Source organism: Brevundimonas sp., assembly GCF_046299535.1.
GTDB lineage: Bacteria > Pseudomonadota > Alphaproteobacteria > Caulobacterales > Caulobacteraceae > Brevundimonas.
The window spans coordinates 55599-72629 of sequence record NZ_JBKBIB010000016.1; the positions used below are offsets into that span (position 1 = coordinate 55599).

Sequence of the window (17031 nt, forward strand, 5' to 3'; positions counted from 1 at the left end):
CCTGCGACGCAGTCTGCAAAAGCCCGAAGCGGGAAATTGAGACCGGCTCGCAGAAAGACTCTGGCGCGATGGGACCGGCGAGCCTAGCTATTGAGGATGAGCCCTTACGCCCCTGTCGGCGCGCCCCTGCCCGCCCCCGAACCGTCCGAAGCCTATCTGAAGCGCCTGTCGAACCGGCGCTCGACCCCCGCCCAGACCATCGGCGCGCCGGGCCCGGGCGACGACCAGATCGCGCGAATTCTGTCGGTGGCGGCGCGCACGCCGGACCACGGCAAGCTGGCTCCCTGGCGCTTCGTAATTCTGGGCGCGTCGGCCAAGGCGCGGATCGCGGCTGAACTGGAACCGATGGCGCCGGATCCCAAAGGCGTCGCTGTACTCGCCAAGCTGCGGGCCTCGCCGGTCTGCGTGATGGTGGTGTCGACACCGGTGCAGGGCCACAAGATTGCGGTTTGGGAGCAGGAGTTGTCCACGGGCGCGGTCTGCATGAACCTGCTGCACGCTGCGGACGCCCTTGGATTCGGCGCCAACTGGATAACCGACTGGTATGCCTACGAGCCCGCAGCGACCGCCCTGTTCGGCGTTCAGGCGGGCGAACGCATCGCCGGCTTCATCCACCTGGGCACGCCCGCCGCGCCTGCGCTGGAACGAGACCGGCCCGATCTGTCGGTCCTGATCAGCCGCCTGGACTGAAGGTTTCCCGGGCGGCGGCGTGGATGACACGCCGTGTTTCCTCCCACCCCACCAACTCATCCACCTCGGAAAGCGGATGAAACGCCGCCTCGGCCGCGTCGTCCCCCGCCACAGGCTGGCCGCCCGTCCATTCAGCGCGGTAGTCGATCATCACATAGTGACGGTCGTGGTCGGGAAAGACGCCGTCCACTACAGCCAGCAGGCTGGTGATGACCGCGTCGACGCCGGTCTCTTCCTTCAGTTCGCGCAAGGCCGCGTCCTGGGCCCGCTCGCCCGGCTCGATCCGGCCACCCGGCAGGCTCCATTCGCCAAGACGGGGCTCGGTGCCGCGCCGGATCAGCAGCACCTGGTCGCCCTTGAGGCACACCACCCCGACGACGGGCACAGGGGTCATTCAGCAATCCTCACGCGGGCGGTCACGCATTCTGGCTTTCCTGATCCATGCGGGTTTGAGACAAGCGTGTCCATGCCCGCACCCTCCCCCGCCGTCATCGACGAACTGAAATCCATCCTCGGCCCGAAAGGCTGGACGCAGGATGCGGACCTGATCGCGCCGCGCGTGGTCGAGTGGCGCGGCGCCTGGGAGGGCGACACCCCGATCCTTCTGACCCCCGGCTCCACCGAAGAGGTGGCGCGGGTCGTGGCGGTCTGCGCCCGCGAGGGCGTGGCCATCACGCCCCAGGGCGGCAACACCGGACTGGTGGGCGGCCAGATTCCATACGGCGAGGTTCTGATCGCGCTGACCCGAATGCGGGCGGTGCGACAGGTGCTGCCACTGGAAGACGTGCTGGTGGTGGAGGCCGGGCTGACGCTGAAGGAGGCGCAGGATGCGGCGGCGGCGGCGGATCGCTTCTTTCCGCTCAGCCTCGCGGCCGAAGGCACCGCGACGGTGGGCGGCGTGATCTCCACCAACGCCGGCGGTACGGCGGTGCTGCGCTACGGCGTGGCGCGCGATCTGGTGCTGGGGCTGGAGGCGGTGCTGCCCAACGGGGAGATTTTCCACGGACTGAAGCGGCTGCGCAAGGACAACACCGGCTATGACCTCAAGCACCTGTTGATCGGCGCCGAGGGCACGCTGGGCATTGTGACCGCGGCGGCGCTGAAGCTGTTTCCCGTCATGCGGTCGCGGGCCACGGCGGTGGTCGGGCTGGAGACGCCGGCTGCGGCGCTGGAACTGCTGGCGGTGGCCAAGGCCGAGACCGGCGGGGGCGTCGAGGCGTTCGAGCTGATGAACCGGCAGGGGATCGAGATTTGTCTGGCCCACATCCCCGACACCCGTGATCCGCTGGATACGCCCAGCCCGTGGGCGGTGCTGATCGAACTGGCAGCCGGCGAACCGGGGGCGGCTGAACGCGGGATGGGGCGCATTCTGGAAGACGCCTTCGAGCGCGGCCTGATCTCGGATGCGGCCATGGCCCAGAACGCGGCGCAGGCGGCCCAGTTCTGGCGGCTGCGCGAGGAGATGTCGGCGGCCCAGAAGGCGGCGGGCGGCGGATGGAAGCATGATGTCTCCCTGCCCCTGACCGCCCTGCCGGAATTTGTCGAGCGCGCCCACGCGGCGCTGAACGCGCAATTCGCGGGCATCCGGCTGGTGACGTTCGGGCATCTGGGCGACGGCAACCTGCACTACAACGTTGTCCCGCCCGCAGGCGAAGACCCGAAAGCCTTCGCCGCACGCAAGGACGAGGGCGCGCGAATCGTCCACGACATCGTCGGCGAACTCGAGGGTTCCATCTCCGCCGAACACGGTCTGGGGCGCCTGAAGACCGAAGAGGCGCTACGCTACAAGGATCCGGTTCAAGTGGCCGCCATGCGGGCCGTGCGCGCCGCCCTCGACCCACAGCGGATCATGAACCCGTCGGTGCTTTTCTGAGCCTCAAGGTTCCAATCGGAGGCTGCACGGCCTATCTGCCCCGAAACCTCCGGAGGCCGTGCCTTTGCTTATCGTCCTGTCGCCCGCCAAGCGTCTGAACTATTCCGAAGCCCCGACGGCGATCCAGCCCACCCGACCGCGCTTCGATACCGACATCGCCGAACTGGCCAAAGTCACGCGCAAGCTTACACGCGCGGACCTGCGTCGGCTCATGGACATCTCCAAGCCGCTGGCGGATCTGAATCACGAACGCTTCCAGGCCTTTGACCCGGACAGCGAAGAGGGCGCCCTGCCCGCCGCGTTCGCCTTCGCCGGAGATGTCTATGAAGGGCTCAAGGCCCGCGAACTGGACGACAAGGCGCTGACATGGACGCAGGATCACCTGCGCATACTGTCGGGCCTGTATGGCCTGCTGCGGCCGCTGGACGCCATCCACCCCTATCGTCTGGAGATGGGCACGCGCTTGCGCACCGAGCGGGGCGCGAACCTGTACGACTTCTGGGGCGACCGCATCGCCAAACGCCTGAACGCCGACGCGGAGGGGCAGGCCGATCCGTCGCTGGTGAACCTGGCCAGCCAGGAATATTTCGGCGCCGTGGACGCGCGAGCCCTGAAGCTGCCCGTGATCACGCCCCAATTCCGCGAGCTTCGTGATGGCGAGAGCCGGATCATCTCGTTCTTCGCCAAGAAGGCGCGGGGCCTGATGGCGCGCTGGGCCATCGACAACCGCGTTGAGCGGGCCTCGGATCTGAAGGGCTTCGACCTTGAGGGCTATAGCTTTGACAAGGCTGCATCCAGCGAGAACGACTGGATATTCACCAGACCGGGAAAATCCTGACGCCCTGTCGCCACCGGCGCAGAGTGTCGCTAGATTGACCTGAAGAACCGGCGGGCGACTCGCCGGCAGGATGGAAGACCCCGCATGTTTCAGTGGCTGAAAGGCATCTCCGGCTCCGACACGGCGAAGGATGCGCCGCGTCCCTTCAACGCCGACGTCAACGACCTGAAGGGTCAGGCGGCTGTGATTTCGGGCTCCACGTCGGGGATCGGCCTTGCGCTGGCCCGCGCGGTGGCGTCCCGGGGCGGCGATGTGGTGCTGAACGGCTTGGGCGACCCGGCCGAAATCGAGCGCACCCGCTCCGGCATGGAAGCCGCCTATGGGGTGAAAGTCCGCTATCACGCCGCCGACATGCGCAACGGCAGCGAGGTGGCCGACATGGTCGCCTTCGCCAAACACGATCTGGGCCGGCTGGACATTCTGGTGAACAACGCGGGCGTCCAGCATGTGGAGGCCATCGACAAGTTCCCCGCCGACAAGTGGGAGCAGATCATCGCCATCAACCTGTCGTCCGCCTTCTATGCGATCCGGGCGGCGGTCCCGATCATGAAGGCGCAGGGGCGCGGGCGGATCATCAATGTGGCCTCGGCCCACGGGCTGGTGGCCAGCCCTTACAAATCCGCCTACGTGGCCGCCAAGCACGGCGTCATCGGCCTGACCAAGACCGTGGCGCTGGAACTGGCCGAGCAGAACATCACCTGCAACGCCATCTGCCCCGGCTTTGTCGAGACGCCCATCGTCGAAAAGCAGATCGCCGATCAGGCCCGCACCCGCGGCATTCCGCGCGAGAAGGTTCTGGCCGAAGTGATCCTGAAGTCCCAGCCCACGCGGCGGTTCGTGACCACCGACGAACTGGCGGGCATCTTCCTGTATCTGGTCAGCGACCTTGGGGCCTCGGCCAACGGGGCCAGCTTCTCCATCGACGGCGGCTGGACCGCCCAGTGACCCCATCGGAGGGCTAGGCTTGCTGAAGCGGAAAAAACCCTCCGATCCGAACCGGCTCCGGGCCGTCTGTCTGGCGCTTCAGGGCGGCGGGTCCCACGGGGCGTTCCAGTGGGGCGTGCTTGACCGGCTGCTGGAAGACGGGCGGCTGGACATCAAGGCGGTGACCGCCGCCTCGGCCGGGGCCATGAACGGCGCGGCGCTGATTTCAGGTATGGCGGCGAACGGGCGGGACGGCGCCCGCGAGGCCCTAGACAAGCTCTGGCGCGAAACCAACCAGTCCGGCGGCCGCAACGTCTTCGGCGACAGCGGCGTGTGGAACGCCATGACCAATCCGGGCTGGCTGAAGGAGACGCCGTTCTGGCGCTCGTTCAAGGCCTTGGCCCTGTCGTCCAGTCCCTATGATTTCAATCCCTTCAATCTGAACCCGCTGAAGCGCGTCATAGACGCCTCGATCGATTTCGAGGCCGTGCACAACTCGCCGATCAAGCTGTTCGTGTCGGCGACGGCGGTGAAGCACGGGCGGGCGCGCATCTTCACGTCGAACGAGATCAGCGACGAGGTGCTGATGGCCTCGGCCTGCCTGCCGCATCTGTTCCAGGCGGTGACCATCGACGGCGAGCCCTACTGGGACGGCGGCTATCTGGCCAATCCGGCGCTGTGGCCGCTGTTCTACGATGACACGCCCGACGACATCCTGCTGCTGCCGCTAAATCCGTTCGAGCGGGAGGATACGCCCCGGGCGCCCGGCGAGATCATGGATCGCATGAACGAGATCGCCTTCAATGCGCCGCTCACCGCCGAGTTGCGCGCCGTGGCCTTCGTGCAGGAACTGATCGAGGAAGGCCAGCTGACCGAGACGGCGCGGGGCCGTTATCGCCACATGCTGCTGCACGCCGTGTCGGCGGACGGGCATCTGGACGATCTGTCGCTGGGGTCAAAGTTCAACACCGAATGGACCTTCCTGCTGGACCTGAAGGCGCGGGGCCGCGAGGCTGCGGACCACTGGCTTCAGAACTGCCTGCCCGCCGTGGGCGAGCGGTCCAGCATGGACATGAAGCGGTTTCTCTAGGCCGCTGCAGCCGCCTCGTCCTCGCGACGGCGGCGCGTCTCGATCAGGCGCACGCACCAGATCGATATCTCGTAGAGAATGATCAGCGGGAAGGCGAGCATGCTCTGGCTCACGGGATCCGGCGGCGTCACGAACGCGGCCACCACGAAGATGCCGACGATGGCGTATTTGCGCCCCTTCGACAGAGCCTCGGCGCTGACGATACCGGCCAGACCGAGCAGGGTCATGACCACGGGCAGCTGGAAGCACAGGCCGAAGGCCAGCAGCAGGGCCGTGACCAGGTTCAGATAGTCCGACACCCGCGTCATCAGGGCCACCGACACCTCGGCCGTGGCGATCTGCTGGCTGAGCGAGAACCACATGACGAAGGGCAGCATGATGAAATAGACCATGGCCGTCCCGATCAGGAACAGGATGGGCGCGGCCAGAAGGAACGGCAGGAAGGCCTTGCGCTCGTTGCGGTAAAGGCCCGGCGCCACGAAGCCGTAGACCTGCCAGGCCAGGATCGGGAAGGTGATGACGATGGCGCCGAAGGCCGCCAGCTTGATCTTGGTGATCAGGAATTCCAGCGGCGCGGTGGAGATCAGGCCAACGGCCGAGCCGCCTTCCGGCAGCGGCGTGATCCCGGCCGTGGCCAGGATCAGGTCGATGGGCGACACCCCCTGCCCGCCCGACGCCTCGTGCAGGGCGAAGGCGGCGGCGAACGGCTTGACCAGAAAGACATACAGCGGCCCGGCGAAGGCGAAGCACAGGATGAAACCGAGGATGAAGGCGGCCACGCAGACAAGCAGGCGGCTGCGCAGCTCGGTCAGGTGCTCCAGCAGCGGCGCGCGGGAGGATTCGATCTCGGCTTCGTCGTCCTCGGGGCGGCTCACGATCCAGCCTCCGGGGTCTTCTTCGCTGCGGGATTGCGACGGGGCGCGGCCTTGGCGGCGGATGCAGCCACGGGCTTGGCCGGCGTGGACCTGGCGGTCGCGGTCTTGGGTTTGGCTTTCGTCGTCGCCTTGGTCTTCGGCTTCGCAGCTGTGATCTTTGCGGCGCTCGGGGCCTTGGCCGGGGCGGCTGCGGACCGGGCGGGCTCAGCCGCAACCGGCGCCGGAATCGCGGGGGGCGCGGGCTGGGCGGGGGGATCCGAAGCTCCGTAGCTTGTGGGCACCACCGGCTTGTTCAGGTCCTCGCTGATCTGGCGGAAGGCAGCCTCGGTTTCGGCTCCGAGCGGCTTCGCCATCTGGCCGGTGCGCAGGGCCTCGACCTCCTTGCGAAGGTCGTCCAGCTCGGACTGGCGCGCCATCTCATCGAAGCTGGCGCGAAAATCGGCCGCCATGCCGCGCGCCTTGTTCATGAACTGGCCAACCCGCCGCATCAGGAGCGGCAGGTCTTTCGGCCCCACCACGATGAGCGCGATGATGCCGATCAACAGAAGTTCGGTGGCGCCTATGCCGGGGCCCAAGCCGCCCATGAATCAAGCCCTCTGCGCGAACGCGGTCAGCGTTGGGCTTCGTCTTTTTCGGCCTCGGTGCGCGGCAAGGTGCCGGCCGGGGTCTCGTTGGGCTTCTTGTCATCGTCGCCGCCGGACAGGCCGTCCTTGAAGGCGCGGATGCCCTTGGCGGCGTCGCCCATAAGGCCCGACAGTTTGCCACGGCCGCCGAAGAGCAGCAGCACGATGACCGCGATGATGATGATCTGCCAGATGCCGGGCTGCATGAGGTCTCGTCTCTGCTTCGAAAGCGGCGGCGGTATGCCGACGCGAACTACAGGCGATCATATAGGACATCGCCCGGGGGCAAGCCAAGAAATCCATCACGGCGTCGCGGCATATTATCCCGGTCCGGATCGCACCGACCGGCGAGCCGTGCGTTAAATGACCTTGAGACGAGCCAGAAAACGGGGACCCACATGGATGCGGATTTCGTCATCGTCGGCGGCGGCGCCGGCGGCCTGCTGCTGGCGGCCCGACTGGGGCGCAGACTGGAACGACGGGACGGGCGGCGACGGGTCCTGCTGATCGACCGGACGCCGCTCCATATCTGGAAACCCAGTCTGCACGAGATCGCCGCCGGGACCCTGGACGCCCATCAGGAGGGGCTGTCGTACCCCATGCTGGCCCGGCGTAACTCCTTCAAGTTCAGCCTGGGCGACATGTCGGGGCTGGATGTGGAGGGCAAGCGCCTGACGCTGGCGGAGATGCGCGACCCGGATGGCAAGGTGATCGTGCCGGAGCGGGTCTTGGGGTTCGAGCGGCTTGTACTGGCCACCGGCAGCGGTTCAAACCTGTTCGGCACGCCGGGCGCCGCCGAGCATGCCCGCCTGCTGGAGGACACCGACGACGCGCGCGACTTCCAGAAGCGGCTGACCACCGCCTTCATGGCCACGGCCTTTTCCGATGAGCGCGTGCTGAGGATCGCCATCGTCGGGGCGGGAGCCACCGGAGTGGAGCTGTCGGCCGAGCTGCTGGAAGCCCACGACGCCTTTCAGGAGGCCCTCGCCCACGATCAACAGTTCCGGCTGGAGGTCACCATCGTGGAAATGGCGCCGCGCATCCTGGGCGGCCTGCCGGACCGGGTGGCCGGCCAGGCGACGGCCGCCCTCGTCCACAAGGGCGTGCGGGTCATGACCGACACGAAGGTGGAACGGGTGCGCGCGGATGGGCTGGACACGTCACAGGGCGAGGTTCCTGCGGACCTGATCGTCTGGGCCGCCGGGGTGAAGGCGGATGAGCGGAACACCACCTTCGGCCTCAGGACCGGCAAGCTGAACCAGTTCATCACCGACGACCGCCTGCGCACCTCGGCGCCGGGCGTCTGGGCCATGGGGGACTGCGCCGAGACGCCCGGCGCGAACGGCCGCGCTATCCCCGCTCGCGCCCAGGCGGCGGCCCAGCAGGCGGATTATCTGAGCGAGGCCCTGCTGGCCGATGCGCAGGGGCGGTCACACGGCAAGGGCTTCGTCTATCGCGACCGGGGTTCGCTTGTGGCGCTGGGCGACGACGAGGCGGCGGGATCCCTGATGGGCGGGCTGCTGGGGGACCGGTTCTTCATTGAGGGGCTGACGGCCCGCTGGGCCTATATGTCCCTGCACCTGGACCACCACCGGCGCATTCTGGGCCCTGTGCGGACGGCGGTGCTGGCGCTGGCGCGGCTAGTGCACAACCGCATATCGGGCCGGCTCAAGCTGCACTGAGCCTCAGTACAGCAGGAACGGCCGCCGCTCCTCGATCCACGCCGCCTCGTCCGGCAGGGTCAGGGCGTCCAGATCGGCGGGCGCAGCCCCGGCGTCGTCGACCCATTCGCGCAGGGCAGGACCGCCGTTGATGACGTCGATGGGCAGCTTTCCGAAGGCGTACTCATAGGGGAAGTCCCGCCACAGGTCGTAGTCGGGATACAGCCGCCGGATCGCCTTGAAGCCCAGCGCCTGCACCCGCCACGGGCGGAAGGCGGCGTGGTCGTAATGCGGGCCGTCCACATGGATCTGGACGCCGCTGCACAGCTGGCCGACGTGCTTGTGGAAGGTGGGCTCGAACCACATGTCGCGCAGCACGCAGCCGGCCAACCATTCAGGGGCCAGCGCCTGCATTTCGGCGATCACGGCGCGGGCGTCGATGTCGGGGGCGCCGAACAGCTCCAGCGGCCGGGTGGTGCCCCGCCCCTCCGACAGGGTCGCCCCTTCCAGCATAACCGTGCCGGCATAGGCCCGGGCCATGGACAGGTTGGGCGCATTGGGGCTGGGATTCACCCAGGCCCGCTCCAGCAGCGGCCAGCCGTGGCCAGGCGCCTGATCCGGCGACCAGTTTTCCATCGTGACGACATGATAGTCCACGTCGATCCTGAAGTGATGGATGAACCATTGACCTAGCTCGCCCATGGTAAGGCCGTGGCGCATGGGGATGGGGCCCGCGCCCACGAAGCTCTCCCAGCCGGGACGAAGGGTCAGCCCTTCCACCGGCCGCCCGGCGGGATTGGGCCGGTCCAGAACCCACACCGACTTGCCATGTTTCTCTGCTGCTTCAAGCACATAGAGCAATGTGGTGACGTAGGTGTAGATGCGGCAGCCCAGATCCTGGAGGTCGATCAGGATGACGTCGAACGTCTCCATCCACTCGTCCTTCGGACGGCGGACCTCGCCATAGAGGCTGAACACCGGCACGCCGTGGACCGGATCGCGGTAGTCCGGACTCTCCATCATATTGTCCTGAAGGTCGCCCTTCATGCCGTGCTGGGGACCGAACAGGGCGGTCAGCGTGATGTCGTCACAGGCCGCCAGGGCGTCCACCGCATGGGTCAGGTCCGCCGTCACCGAGGCCGGATGGGCCAGCAGCGCCACCTTTCGCCCCTTCAGGTCGCGGCGCAGGTCGGGGTCGGACAGCAGGCGGTCGAGGCCGAATGTCATGCGCAGGTCTCGGGCAGGATCAGAATGAATGAGTCGGGATGGTGAAAGTCGGGCTTTTCCGCCGGATGCGCCAGCGCCCAGTAGCTGATCGCGCCGTCCAGGGTTTCGATGACGGCCGTCAGCCCGATCCGCCCGTCCGCATCGGCGGGCAGGGTGACGTCGGCGGTGAGGACGACGGTCTCTGCGGTCTGGCGCATCACGATCATCGGCGCGGCCTGCTCAAGCGGCTGCATGCCCTCGCGATAACCCTCGAACCCGTAGGCCGCCCAGGCGCCGGAAGGCGACAGATTGTACTCCGCATAGCCCGCCTTTCGCCCGGCGAACGCCTCGAAGCAGGTTGTGCGCCACAGGCCGTCGGTGCGCACCCTCGCCGCGGGATCGGGCAGCCGGACGGCGGCGACCGGACCGGTCACCCGATACTCAAGGCTGACGACGCCGTCCCTGCGGCGCGCCTGGACGTGAATCTGCAGTCCGGCGGACGGCGTCGACGGATGCGGGATCAGCGCGATCACGGTTTCGGACTCCGCGCCGGAAAAAACAGTGTCCGAATTGTCCGAATTGTCCGAAATCCGGCCCATGATCCCCTCCCCCACAGCCCCGGCCGCACACTGCGCGCGCCCCAGCCGGCCCAATTTAACACGCCCTGAAAGCAGGCGGTGAAAGTCATGACCTTCAACGATGCGCGCGCGTCGTGCTACAGGCCCTGCTCCCTTATGCTCAAGCCGCTTTGACCATGACCGAAACCGCCTTCAAGTCCGAGTTTCTCCGCACCATGCAGGCGCGGGGCTATATCCATCAGGTCACCCATCCGGCAGAGCTGGATGCGGCGGCGGCCTCGGGCGTGGTCACGGGCTACATCGGCTTCGACGCAACGGCCCCCAGCCTGCACGTGGGACACCTGATCCAGATCATGCTGCTGCGCCGCCTGCAGCAGGCCGGCCACAAGCCCATCGTGCTCATGGGCGGCGGCACCACCAAGGTGGGCGACCCCAGCTTCAAGGACACCCAGCGGCCCCTGCTGACCGACGAGCGTATCGCCGAAAACATCGCCGGCATCCGCGGCGTGTTCGAGAAATTCCTCACCTTTGGCGACGGCCCGACCGACGCGATCATGCTCGACAACGACGAGTGGCTGTCGAAGCTGGGCTATCTGGAGTTCCTGCGCGAGTACGGCACCCACTTCACCGTCAACCGCATGCTCAGCTTCGATTCCGTCAAGCTGCGGCTGGAGCGCGAGCAGCCGCTGACGTTCCTCGAGTTCAACTACATGCTGATGCAGGCGACCGATTTCCTGGAGCTGAACCGGCGGGCCGACTGCGTGCTGCAGATGGGCGGCTCGGACCAGTGGGGCAACATCGTCAACGGGGTGGAGCTGATCCGGCGCGTGGACCAGAAGCCGGCCTTCGGCCTGACCACCCCGCTGCTGTCCACCGCATCGGGCCAGAAGATGGGCAAGACCGTGGGCGGCGCCGTCTGGCTGAACGCCGACCAGCTCAGCCCCTATGACTACTGGCAGTACTGGCGCAACACCGAGGACGGCGACGTCGGCCGCTTCATGCGGCTGTTCACGGACCTGTCCGACGAGGACATCGCCCGCTGGGAAGCGCTGGAAGGCGCCGGGATCAATGAGGCGAAGAAGACCCTGGCCGACGCCGCAACGACCATGCTGCATGGCGCCGAGGCGGCCCACGCCGCCCGCGCGGCGGCTGAGGCCGCCTTCGAGCAGGGCCGTCTGTCCGAAGACCTGCCCACCGTCGAACTGCCCCGCGACGAGGTTGTCGGCGCCATGATCGCGGCGGTGACGACGCGCGCCGGCCTGACCCAGTCCAATGGCGAGGCCCGGCGGCTGGCCCAGGGGGGCGGGTTGCGCCTGAACGATGAGGCGATCAAGGACGGCGCGCGGGTGCTCGAAGCGGGCGACATCAACCCCGATGGCGTGCTTAAGCTGGCCGCAGGCAAGAAGAAGATCGTTCTGGTGCGACCGGTCTGATGGAGAACAAGGTGACTGAGATCATTGAAGGCGCCCCGGCCCCTGAATTCGATATGGCCACGGACGGAGGCGGCCGGATCACCCTGGGCGGACTGAAGGGCCAGTGGGCGGTGCTGTTCTTCTATCCCAAGGCGGACACGCCCGGCTGCACCAGCGAGAGCAAGGATTTCTCGGCCATGAAGACGGCCTTCGGGCGCGTCAACGCGGTCGTGGTGGGAGTGTCCAAGGATCCGGTCAAGAAGCTGGATCGGTTCAAGGACAAGCACGAGCTGAACGTCACCCTGGCGTCGGACGACGGCGGCGACGTGTGCGAACGGTACGGCGTCTGGGGCGAAAAGACCCTGTACGGCCGCAAGTTCATGGGTATCGAGCGCACCACCTTCCTGATCGACCCGGAGGGCCAGGTGCGGCGGATCTGGCGCAAGGTGAAGGTTCCGGGCCATGCCCAGGCCGTTCTGGACGCGGTGAACGCGACCTGACTTCGTCCCTTCACAGCCGCGTTACGTTCTCCATTCATAATGGTTGACAGATCGTTGGTTGATGAAATCTGTCCGGCCAATACACGCGACAGGCGAAGTTAACCCCGATCAACATCGCCGGCGGTGAATCCTGACGCCTCAAGACGGTCCAGGACGTGGACTCCCTTGCACGGGGTGAAGTGTTCACAGATAAACACGGCCTGACGTTGGGGGACGTTAACTGATGATTAGGACTTTCGCTTCTCGCCTCTCGCAGCTTGTCGAGCGAATCTTTCCTGAACGGCATCTCTATCTCAGGTGCGACGGGGAGACCCGGGGCTATGTGCTGACGACGGGCCGTCAGATGCTCATGGCGGGCGTCGCCACGGTGATGGGCGGCTGGATGGTGCTCTCCACGGGCGGCTTCATGCTCGGCGCCCTGGCCGAAAGCCGGGCCGAAGCCGAGATCGCCCGCAGCCGGGCCGCCTCCGAAAGGGTCAACGCCGACCTCCAGGCCCGCCTGGAAAGCGCAGTCATCCGGATGTCCGCCACCACGGGATCCCTGGAGGAAACCGCCCAGATGGTCGAGCGGCGCCACGCCGCCCTGACCCAGGTGATGGGCATGTTCAACGGCATTGCGGGCGCCGAAGAGGTTCTGGCCCCGGCCCGCCCCCTGGACCCCGACACCAATTCCCCGATCCGGCGCATCGCCTCGGTCCAGACGGACCAGGAGCGCCTGATCGCGCGCGCCGAGGACTTCGCGCAGAACCGCGCCGAACGGCTGCGTCTGGCTTTCCGGCTGGCGGGACTGAACCCGTCGGCCTACGCCGCTACAAGCACAGCCCTGGGCGGTCCTCTGGTGGAGGCCCGCGACCCCAGGGCCCTGGCCGCTGTTCTGGACGTGGACGAGGCGTTCGCGGTGCGCATCCGCAACGCCGCCGAAGGTCTGTCGGATATGCGCAGCCTGGCTGACTCCGCCGGGCGCCTGCCCTTCGGCCGTCCGGTGCGCGCAGCGCGGACCACGTCAGGCTTCGGCGTGCGGTTTGATCCCTTCAACGGTCGTCCGGCCCTGCATCAGGGTCAGGACTTCGCCGCCCCGGCCAACACGCCGATCCTGGCCACGGCGCCGGGCGTGGTGTCCTTCGCGGGCGTGCGCGGCGGCTATGGCCGCACTGTCGAAATCGACCATGGCGGCGGGTTCAAGACCCGCTACGCCCACTTGCACACCATCGCCGTCCAGACCGGCCAGCGGATCTCCGTCGGCAACCGGATCGGCGGCATGGGCACCACCGGGCGCTCCACGGGGGTCCATCTGCACTACGAGGTGTGGATGGACGGTCGACCCCAGAATCCCGCCCGCTTCCTGAGAGCCGGAGAGCAAATTGTTCAACAAGACTAAGCCCGCCGCCAAACCCCTGCGTTCCGCGGAGCCCATCCCGCCCCTGCCGGACCTGCCCTCCCCCGCCCAGGCCCGGCGACAGCCCGCGCCCCAGCCATCGACCTCGATCCCGTCGCAGGTTCCGACAGGCAAGGGGCTGTCCACCCTGTCCGCCGACCTGACGTTCGAAGGCAATGTTTCCGGCGCCGGCGACCTGCAGGTGGACGGCACGGTCAAGGGCGACCTGCGCGTCGGCCGCCTGATCGTCGGGGAGACCGGCGCGGTCGAGGGCAATGTCTCGGCGGATTATGTGGAAGTGCGCGGCCGCATCGTCGGGGGGGTGAACGGCAAGCAGGTCAAGCTGCTCGGCACCGCCTATGTGGATGGAGACATCACCCACGAACAACTTTCGATCGATGTGGGCGCCTACTTCCAGGGCCGCTGCATTCAGGGCCGCCGGGACGCAGCGCCTTCGGCCGCGCCGTCGCCAGTCTCCGCGCCTGCACCCGTCTCAGCCGCACCCGGCGGCACACCGGCGCAGGCCGCCGAATCCGCCCCATCCGGCGAGCAGACCATCCAGCCGTTCCAGGCCAAGGCCCCGGCTTAAATCAACACGTTCTCCCTCCCCGTTCGGGGAGGGCGGTCGGCGCTTAGCGACGGCCGGGTGGTGAGGGCTCGGCGATATGTGTACGGCTGACTTGCCGAAGCGCACCCACCCGCTTCGCCTCTGGCTCAGCCCCCTCCCCGAGACAGGGAGGGAGAACAATGTCAGTCTTCGGCCGCCTCGCCCCGCTTGTCGCCCACGCGCGCGGCCAGGGCGGCGCCCATGAAGGCGTCCAGATCGCCGTTCAGGACGCCGTCGGTGTCGGACGTCTCGACGTTGGTGCGCAGGTCCTTGACCATCTGATAGGGCTGCAGGACGTAGCTGCGGATCTGGTGGCCCCAGCCGATGTCGGTCCTGGCGTCGGCCAGCGCCTGGGCGGCGGCCTCGCGCTTCTGAAGCTCCAGTTCGTAGAGCCGCGCACGCAGCATCTTCCAGGCCTGCTCGCGGTTCTGGTGCTGTGAGCGCCCGGCCTGGCACGCAACCACCGTGTTGGTGGGCACGTGGGTCAGCCGCACGGCGGAATCGGTCTTGTTGATGTGCTGGCCGCCGGCGCCGGAGGCCCGGTAGGTGTCGGTGCGCACGTCAGACGGATTGATGTCGATCTCGATGGTGTCGTCCACCACCGGCGACACCCCGATGGAGGCGAAGGAGGTGTGCCGCTTGGCCGCCGAGTCGAAGGGGCTGATGCGCACCAGACGGTGCACCCCGGACTCCGACTTCAGCCAGCCATAGGCGTTGGGGCCCGAAATCTGGATGGTCGCGGACTTGACGCCCGCCTGCTCGCCGTCGGTCTCTTCCTGGATCTCCACCTCATAGCCCCGGGCTTTCGCCCAGCGGCTGTACATGCGCAGCAGCATGCCGGCCCAGTCGTTGGATTCGGTGCCGCCGGCGCCGGAGTTGACCTCCAGATAGGCGTCGTTGCCGTCGGCCTCGCCGGACAGCAGGGCTTCCAGCTCGGCGCGGGCCGCGCGATCCTTGATGGTCTTGAGGCTGGCGCGGGCGTCCTCGAGCGCGGCCTCATCGCCTTCCTCATCCGCCATTTCGGACAGCATCACGGCCTCTTCCAGGCCGTTTTCCATCTCGCGGACAGCGTTGATCTGGGCCTCGAGCCGCGAGCGTTCGCGGCTGAGGGCCTGGGCCTGGTCAGGGTTGTCCCACAGGGTCGGGTCTTCGACGCGGGCGTTCAGCTCGTCGAGTTTTCGAAGGGCAGGCTCCCAGTCAAAGACGCCTCCTGAGCAGAGCCAGGCTCTGCTCGATGTCAGCCTTGGCGGCCTCGACATCCGGTCTCATCGCATCACTCCGAAGCGAAAACAGGTGCGCCGCCCGAGGATTCGGGCGGCGGAAGAAAGGTCATCTAGTCGGTCAGTACAGCCCGCTCAAGTCCTCGGCCGGTTCGCGGCGCGGCGCCGGCGCCTGTTCCGCAGGTGCGGCCTGTTGCTGCTGCTGGGCCTGGCGCTGGGCCTCGGCCTCACGGCGCAGGACGTCGGTGTAGGCCTGGGGGCCTTCCCAGGTCTGCTGCACGGGCGCGGGCTCGGCGCGCCGCTCGGTGCCGGGCCGGAAGGCTTCCTCAATGCCGTTGACGGTGCGGAAAATGGCGTTGCGCGGACGCACGAACGGACGGGCGGGCCGTTCCTTGAGCGCCTCGGTCATGAAGTTGATGAACACCGGCACGGCCGTAGCCGCCCCCGCCTCGCCGGACCCGAGGGAGCGGTTGTCGTCGAAGCCGATGAAGACGCCGACCACGATGTCGGTGGTGAAGCCCACGAACCAGGCGCTGCGATACTCATTGGTCGTGCCGGTCTTGCCCGCCACCCACCGGCCCAGCCCGCGCGCGCGCACGCCGGTGCCGCGCTGGATCACGCCTTCAAGCATGGAGCTGATCTGGTAGGCGGTGATGGGGTCGATGACCTGCTCGCCGCGGGGCGCAAGCCGGGGAGAGGCGCCGCCGTCGAAGCCGCGGCCGCAGTTGCGGCAGTCCCGCTGGTCAGCCCGGTAGATGGTGCGGCCGTTCCGGTCCTGAACCATTTCGATCAGATAGGGATTCACGCGTCGTCCGCCGTTTGCGAAGGCGGCGTAGGCGGCGGTGAGGCGATAGGGCGTCGTCTCACCCGCCCCCAGTGACAGCGACAGGTTCGGCTGCATGCCGTCACCCGCCCCCATGTCCGCTGCAAGCTGGACCACATTATCCATGCCCACCGCCTGGGCGAGACGCACAGTCATGACGTTGCGCGACAGCTCCAGACCCCGACGCAAGGTCTGGGGACCGTAATACTGGCGGCTGTAGTTCTCTGGGGTCCAGGGCCGTCCGCCCGCGCCGCCGGGGAAGGAGATAGGCGCGTCCAGCACGATGCTGGACGGCGTGAAGTCGCCTTCAAGCGCCGCCGCGTAGACGATGGGCTTGAACGCAGAACCCGGCTGCCGCTCCGCCTGGGTCGCCCGATTGAAGCTGGACAGGGCGTAGGAGTAGCCGCCCACCATCGCCAGGACGCGGCCGGACCGGGGCTCCATGGCCACCAGGGCGCCGTTGACGGCGGGCACCTGCTTCAGGGCGAACTGTCCGCCCTCGCGCGGTTCAACGAAGATCAGGTCGCCGACCTCCAGCCCGGCGCCGGCCCGCGCCCAGCTGACGTCGGCGGCCAGCAAGGCGCCGGTCTGGTTGTCCTGCGCGGTGCGGACGCGCACCGTATTGCCGTTGACGCTTTCGATCACGGCGGCCCGCCATTCCCGGCGCTCGGGCGGAGCGGATCGCTCCTGGGCGCGGTCCTGCCAGCCCTCGGCGATATCCACATTGCCCAGGCGC

18 protein-coding genes are annotated in these 17031 nt (G+C 67.6%); 10 read left to right on the forward strand and 8 right to left on the reverse strand.

The genetic code is table 11. The features are described from left to right. Positions 1–96 precede the first annotated feature (96 nt). Positions 97–690: a nitroreductase gene (locus tag ACK4FB_RS13130; RefSeq protein ID WP_409753075.1), complete on the forward strand. Its 594-nt coding sequence runs from the start codon at positions 97–99 to the stop codon at positions 688–690. On the opposite strand, the gene ACK4FB_RS13135 is transcribed toward ACK4FB_RS13130, so the two are convergent. Next, positions 674–1084: an NUDIX hydrolase gene (locus ACK4FB_RS13135; RefSeq protein ID WP_409753078.1), complete on the reverse strand. Its 411-nt coding sequence runs from the start codon at positions 1082–1084 to the stop codon at positions 674–676. The two genes, ACK4FB_RS13130 and ACK4FB_RS13135, sit on opposite strands and share 17 nt — an antisense overlap. Positions 1085–1156: 72 nt before the next feature. On the opposite strand from ACK4FB_RS13135, the gene ACK4FB_RS13140 reads away from it, so the two are divergent. The 4 genes from ACK4FB_RS13140 (at position 1157) to ACK4FB_RS13155 (ending at position 5415) form a co-directional block, all read left to right on the forward strand. Further along, positions 1157–2563: an FAD-binding oxidoreductase gene (locus ACK4FB_RS13140; protein WP_409753081.1), complete on the forward strand. Its 1407-nt coding sequence runs from the start codon at positions 1157–1159 to the stop codon at positions 2561–2563. Positions 2564–2627: 64 nt separating this feature from the next. After that, positions 2628–3401 (forward strand): peroxide stress protein YaaA, encoded by a 774-nt coding sequence (gene yaaA, locus ACK4FB_RS13145; protein ID WP_409753129.1) that lies wholly within the window; start codon positions 2628–2630, stop codon positions 3399–3401. Between the two features lie 84 nt (positions 3402–3485). Then, complete coding sequence (locus ACK4FB_RS13150; RefSeq protein ID WP_409753084.1) at positions 3486–4346, forward strand: 3-hydroxybutyrate dehydrogenase; 861 nt, start codon at positions 3486–3488, stop codon at positions 4344–4346. Between the two features lie 19 nt (positions 4347–4365). Further along, positions 4366–5415 carry a patatin-like phospholipase family protein gene (locus ACK4FB_RS13155; RefSeq protein WP_409753087.1) on the forward strand — a complete coding sequence of 350 codons (1050 nt, stop codon included), beginning with the start codon at positions 4366–4368 and terminating at the stop codon, positions 5413–5415. On the opposite strand, the gene tatC is transcribed toward ACK4FB_RS13155, so the two are convergent. Genes tatC through tatA form a run of 3 tightly spaced genes read right to left on the reverse strand, consistent with a single transcriptional unit; the run spans position 5412 to position 7119 of the window. Beyond that, positions 5412–6290, reverse strand: coding sequence for a twin-arginine translocase subunit TatC (gene tatC, locus ACK4FB_RS13160; protein ID WP_409753091.1), 879 nt, complete (start codon positions 6288–6290; stop codon positions 5412–5414). The two genes, ACK4FB_RS13155 and tatC, sit on opposite strands and share 4 nt — an antisense overlap. Further along, the gene (gene tatB, locus ACK4FB_RS13165) at positions 6287–6874 is read right to left on the reverse strand and encodes a Sec-independent protein translocase protein TatB (RefSeq protein ID WP_409753094.1); all 588 of its coding nucleotides are present in this window, start codon (positions 6872–6874) and stop codon (positions 6287–6289) included. Before tatB ends, tatC begins: the two co-directional genes overlap by 4 nt. 26 nt (positions 6875–6900) lie before the next feature. After that, positions 6901–7119: a twin-arginine translocase TatA/TatE family subunit gene (tatA, locus tag ACK4FB_RS13170; RefSeq protein ID WP_409753097.1), complete on the reverse strand. Its 219-nt coding sequence runs from the start codon at positions 7117–7119 to the stop codon at positions 6901–6903. Between the two features lie 192 nt (positions 7120–7311). Between tatA and ACK4FB_RS13175 the strand changes: the two genes are divergently transcribed. Further along, the gene (locus ACK4FB_RS13175) at positions 7312–8595 is read left to right on the forward strand and encodes an NAD(P)/FAD-dependent oxidoreductase (RefSeq protein ID WP_409753100.1); all 1284 of its coding nucleotides are present in this window, start codon (positions 7312–7314) and stop codon (positions 8593–8595) included. Positions 8596–8598: 3 nt separating this feature from the next. On the opposite strand, the gene ACK4FB_RS13180 is transcribed toward ACK4FB_RS13175, so the two are convergent. Both ACK4FB_RS13180 and ACK4FB_RS13185 read right to left on the reverse strand, forming a co-directional pair. Continuing rightward, on the reverse strand, positions 8599–9801 hold the full coding sequence (locus ACK4FB_RS13180; RefSeq protein WP_409753103.1) for an exo-beta-N-acetylmuramidase NamZ domain-containing protein: 1203 nt from the start codon (positions 9799–9801) through the stop codon (positions 8599–8601). Next, positions 9798–10379, reverse strand: coding sequence for a DOMON-like domain-containing protein (locus ACK4FB_RS13185; protein WP_409753106.1), 582 nt, complete (start codon positions 10377–10379; stop codon positions 9798–9800). Before ACK4FB_RS13185 ends, ACK4FB_RS13180 begins: the two co-directional genes overlap by 4 nt. Positions 10380–10534: 155 nt before the next feature. Here ACK4FB_RS13185 and tyrS point away from each other — a divergent pair, with 155 nt between their 5' ends. The 4 genes from tyrS (at position 10535) to ACK4FB_RS13205 (ending at position 14234) form a co-directional block, all read left to right on the forward strand. Continuing rightward, on the forward strand, positions 10535–11791 hold the full coding sequence (tyrS, locus tag ACK4FB_RS13190) for a tyrosine--tRNA ligase (RefSeq protein WP_409753109.1): 1257 nt from the start codon (positions 10535–10537) through the stop codon (positions 11789–11791). Between the two features lie 11 nt (positions 11792–11802). Beyond that, positions 11803–12270: a thioredoxin-dependent thiol peroxidase gene (gene bcp, locus ACK4FB_RS13195; protein WP_409753112.1), complete on the forward strand. Its 468-nt coding sequence runs from the start codon at positions 11803–11805 to the stop codon at positions 12268–12270. Positions 12271–12493: 223 nt separating this feature from the next. After that, positions 12494–13648 (forward strand): peptidoglycan DD-metalloendopeptidase family protein, encoded by a 1155-nt coding sequence (locus tag ACK4FB_RS13200; RefSeq protein WP_409753115.1) that lies wholly within the window; start codon positions 12494–12496, stop codon positions 13646–13648. After that, entirely contained in the window at positions 13632–14234 is a 603-nt protein-coding gene (locus ACK4FB_RS13205; protein WP_409753118.1) for a polymer-forming cytoskeletal protein, read from the forward strand. The genes ACK4FB_RS13200 and ACK4FB_RS13205 overlap by 17 nt, the downstream gene beginning before the upstream one ends. A 161-nt stretch (positions 14235–14395) precedes the next feature. Here ACK4FB_RS13205 and prfB read toward each other — a convergent pair. Both prfB and ACK4FB_RS13215 read right to left on the reverse strand, forming a co-directional pair. After that, a protein-coding gene (gene prfB, locus ACK4FB_RS13210) for a peptide chain release factor 2 (RefSeq protein ID WP_409753120.1) occupies positions 14396–15521 on the reverse strand; the annotation gives its coding sequence in 2 pieces (ribosomal slippage) (positions 14396–15451 and positions 15453–15521; 1125 coding nt in all). A gap of 72 nt (positions 15522–15593) precedes the next feature. Then, a partial coding sequence (locus ACK4FB_RS13215; protein ID WP_409753123.1) for a penicillin-binding protein 1A occupies positions 15594–17031 on the reverse strand: 1438 nt, incomplete at its 5' end.

Bases quoted from the DNA above. Each gene is read 5' to 3' on its own strand.
- ACK4FB_RS13130 (WP_409753075.1), top strand. From the start codon at position 97: ATGAGCCCTTACGCCCCTGTCGGCGCGCCCCTGCCCGCCCCCGAACCG.
- ACK4FB_RS13135 (WP_409753078.1), bottom strand. From the start codon at position 1,084: ATGACCCCTGTGCCCGTCGTCGGGGTGGTGTGCCTCAAGGGCGACCAG.
- ACK4FB_RS13140 (WP_409753081.1), top strand. From the start codon at position 1,157: ATGCCCGCACCCTCCCCCGCCGTCATCGACGAACTGAAATCCATCCTC.
- ACK4FB_RS13150 (WP_409753084.1), top strand. From the start codon at position 3,486: ATGTTTCAGTGGCTGAAAGGCATCTCCGGCTCCGACACGGCGAAGGAT.
- tatB (WP_409753094.1), bottom strand. From the start codon at position 6,874: ATGGGCGGCTTGGGCCCCGGCATAGGCGCCACCGAACTTCTGTTGATC.
- tatA (WP_409753097.1), bottom strand. From the start codon at position 7,119: ATGCAGCCCGGCATCTGGCAGATCATCATCATCGCGGTCATCGTGCTG.
- ACK4FB_RS13175 (WP_409753100.1), top strand. From the start codon at position 7,312: ATGGATGCGGATTTCGTCATCGTCGGCGGCGGCGCCGGCGGCCTGCTG.
- ACK4FB_RS13180 (WP_409753103.1), bottom strand. From the start codon at position 9,801: ATGACATTCGGCCTCGACCGCCTGCTGTCCGACCCCGACCTGCGCCGC.
- ACK4FB_RS13185 (WP_409753106.1), bottom strand. From the start codon at position 10,379: ATGGGCCGGATTTCGGACAATTCGGACAATTCGGACACTGTTTTTTCC.
- tyrS (WP_409753109.1), top strand. From the start codon at position 10,535: ATGACCGAAACCGCCTTCAAGTCCGAGTTTCTCCGCACCATGCAGGCG.
- ACK4FB_RS13200 (WP_409753115.1), top strand. From the start codon at position 12,494: ATGATTAGGACTTTCGCTTCTCGCCTCTCGCAGCTTGTCGAGCGAATC.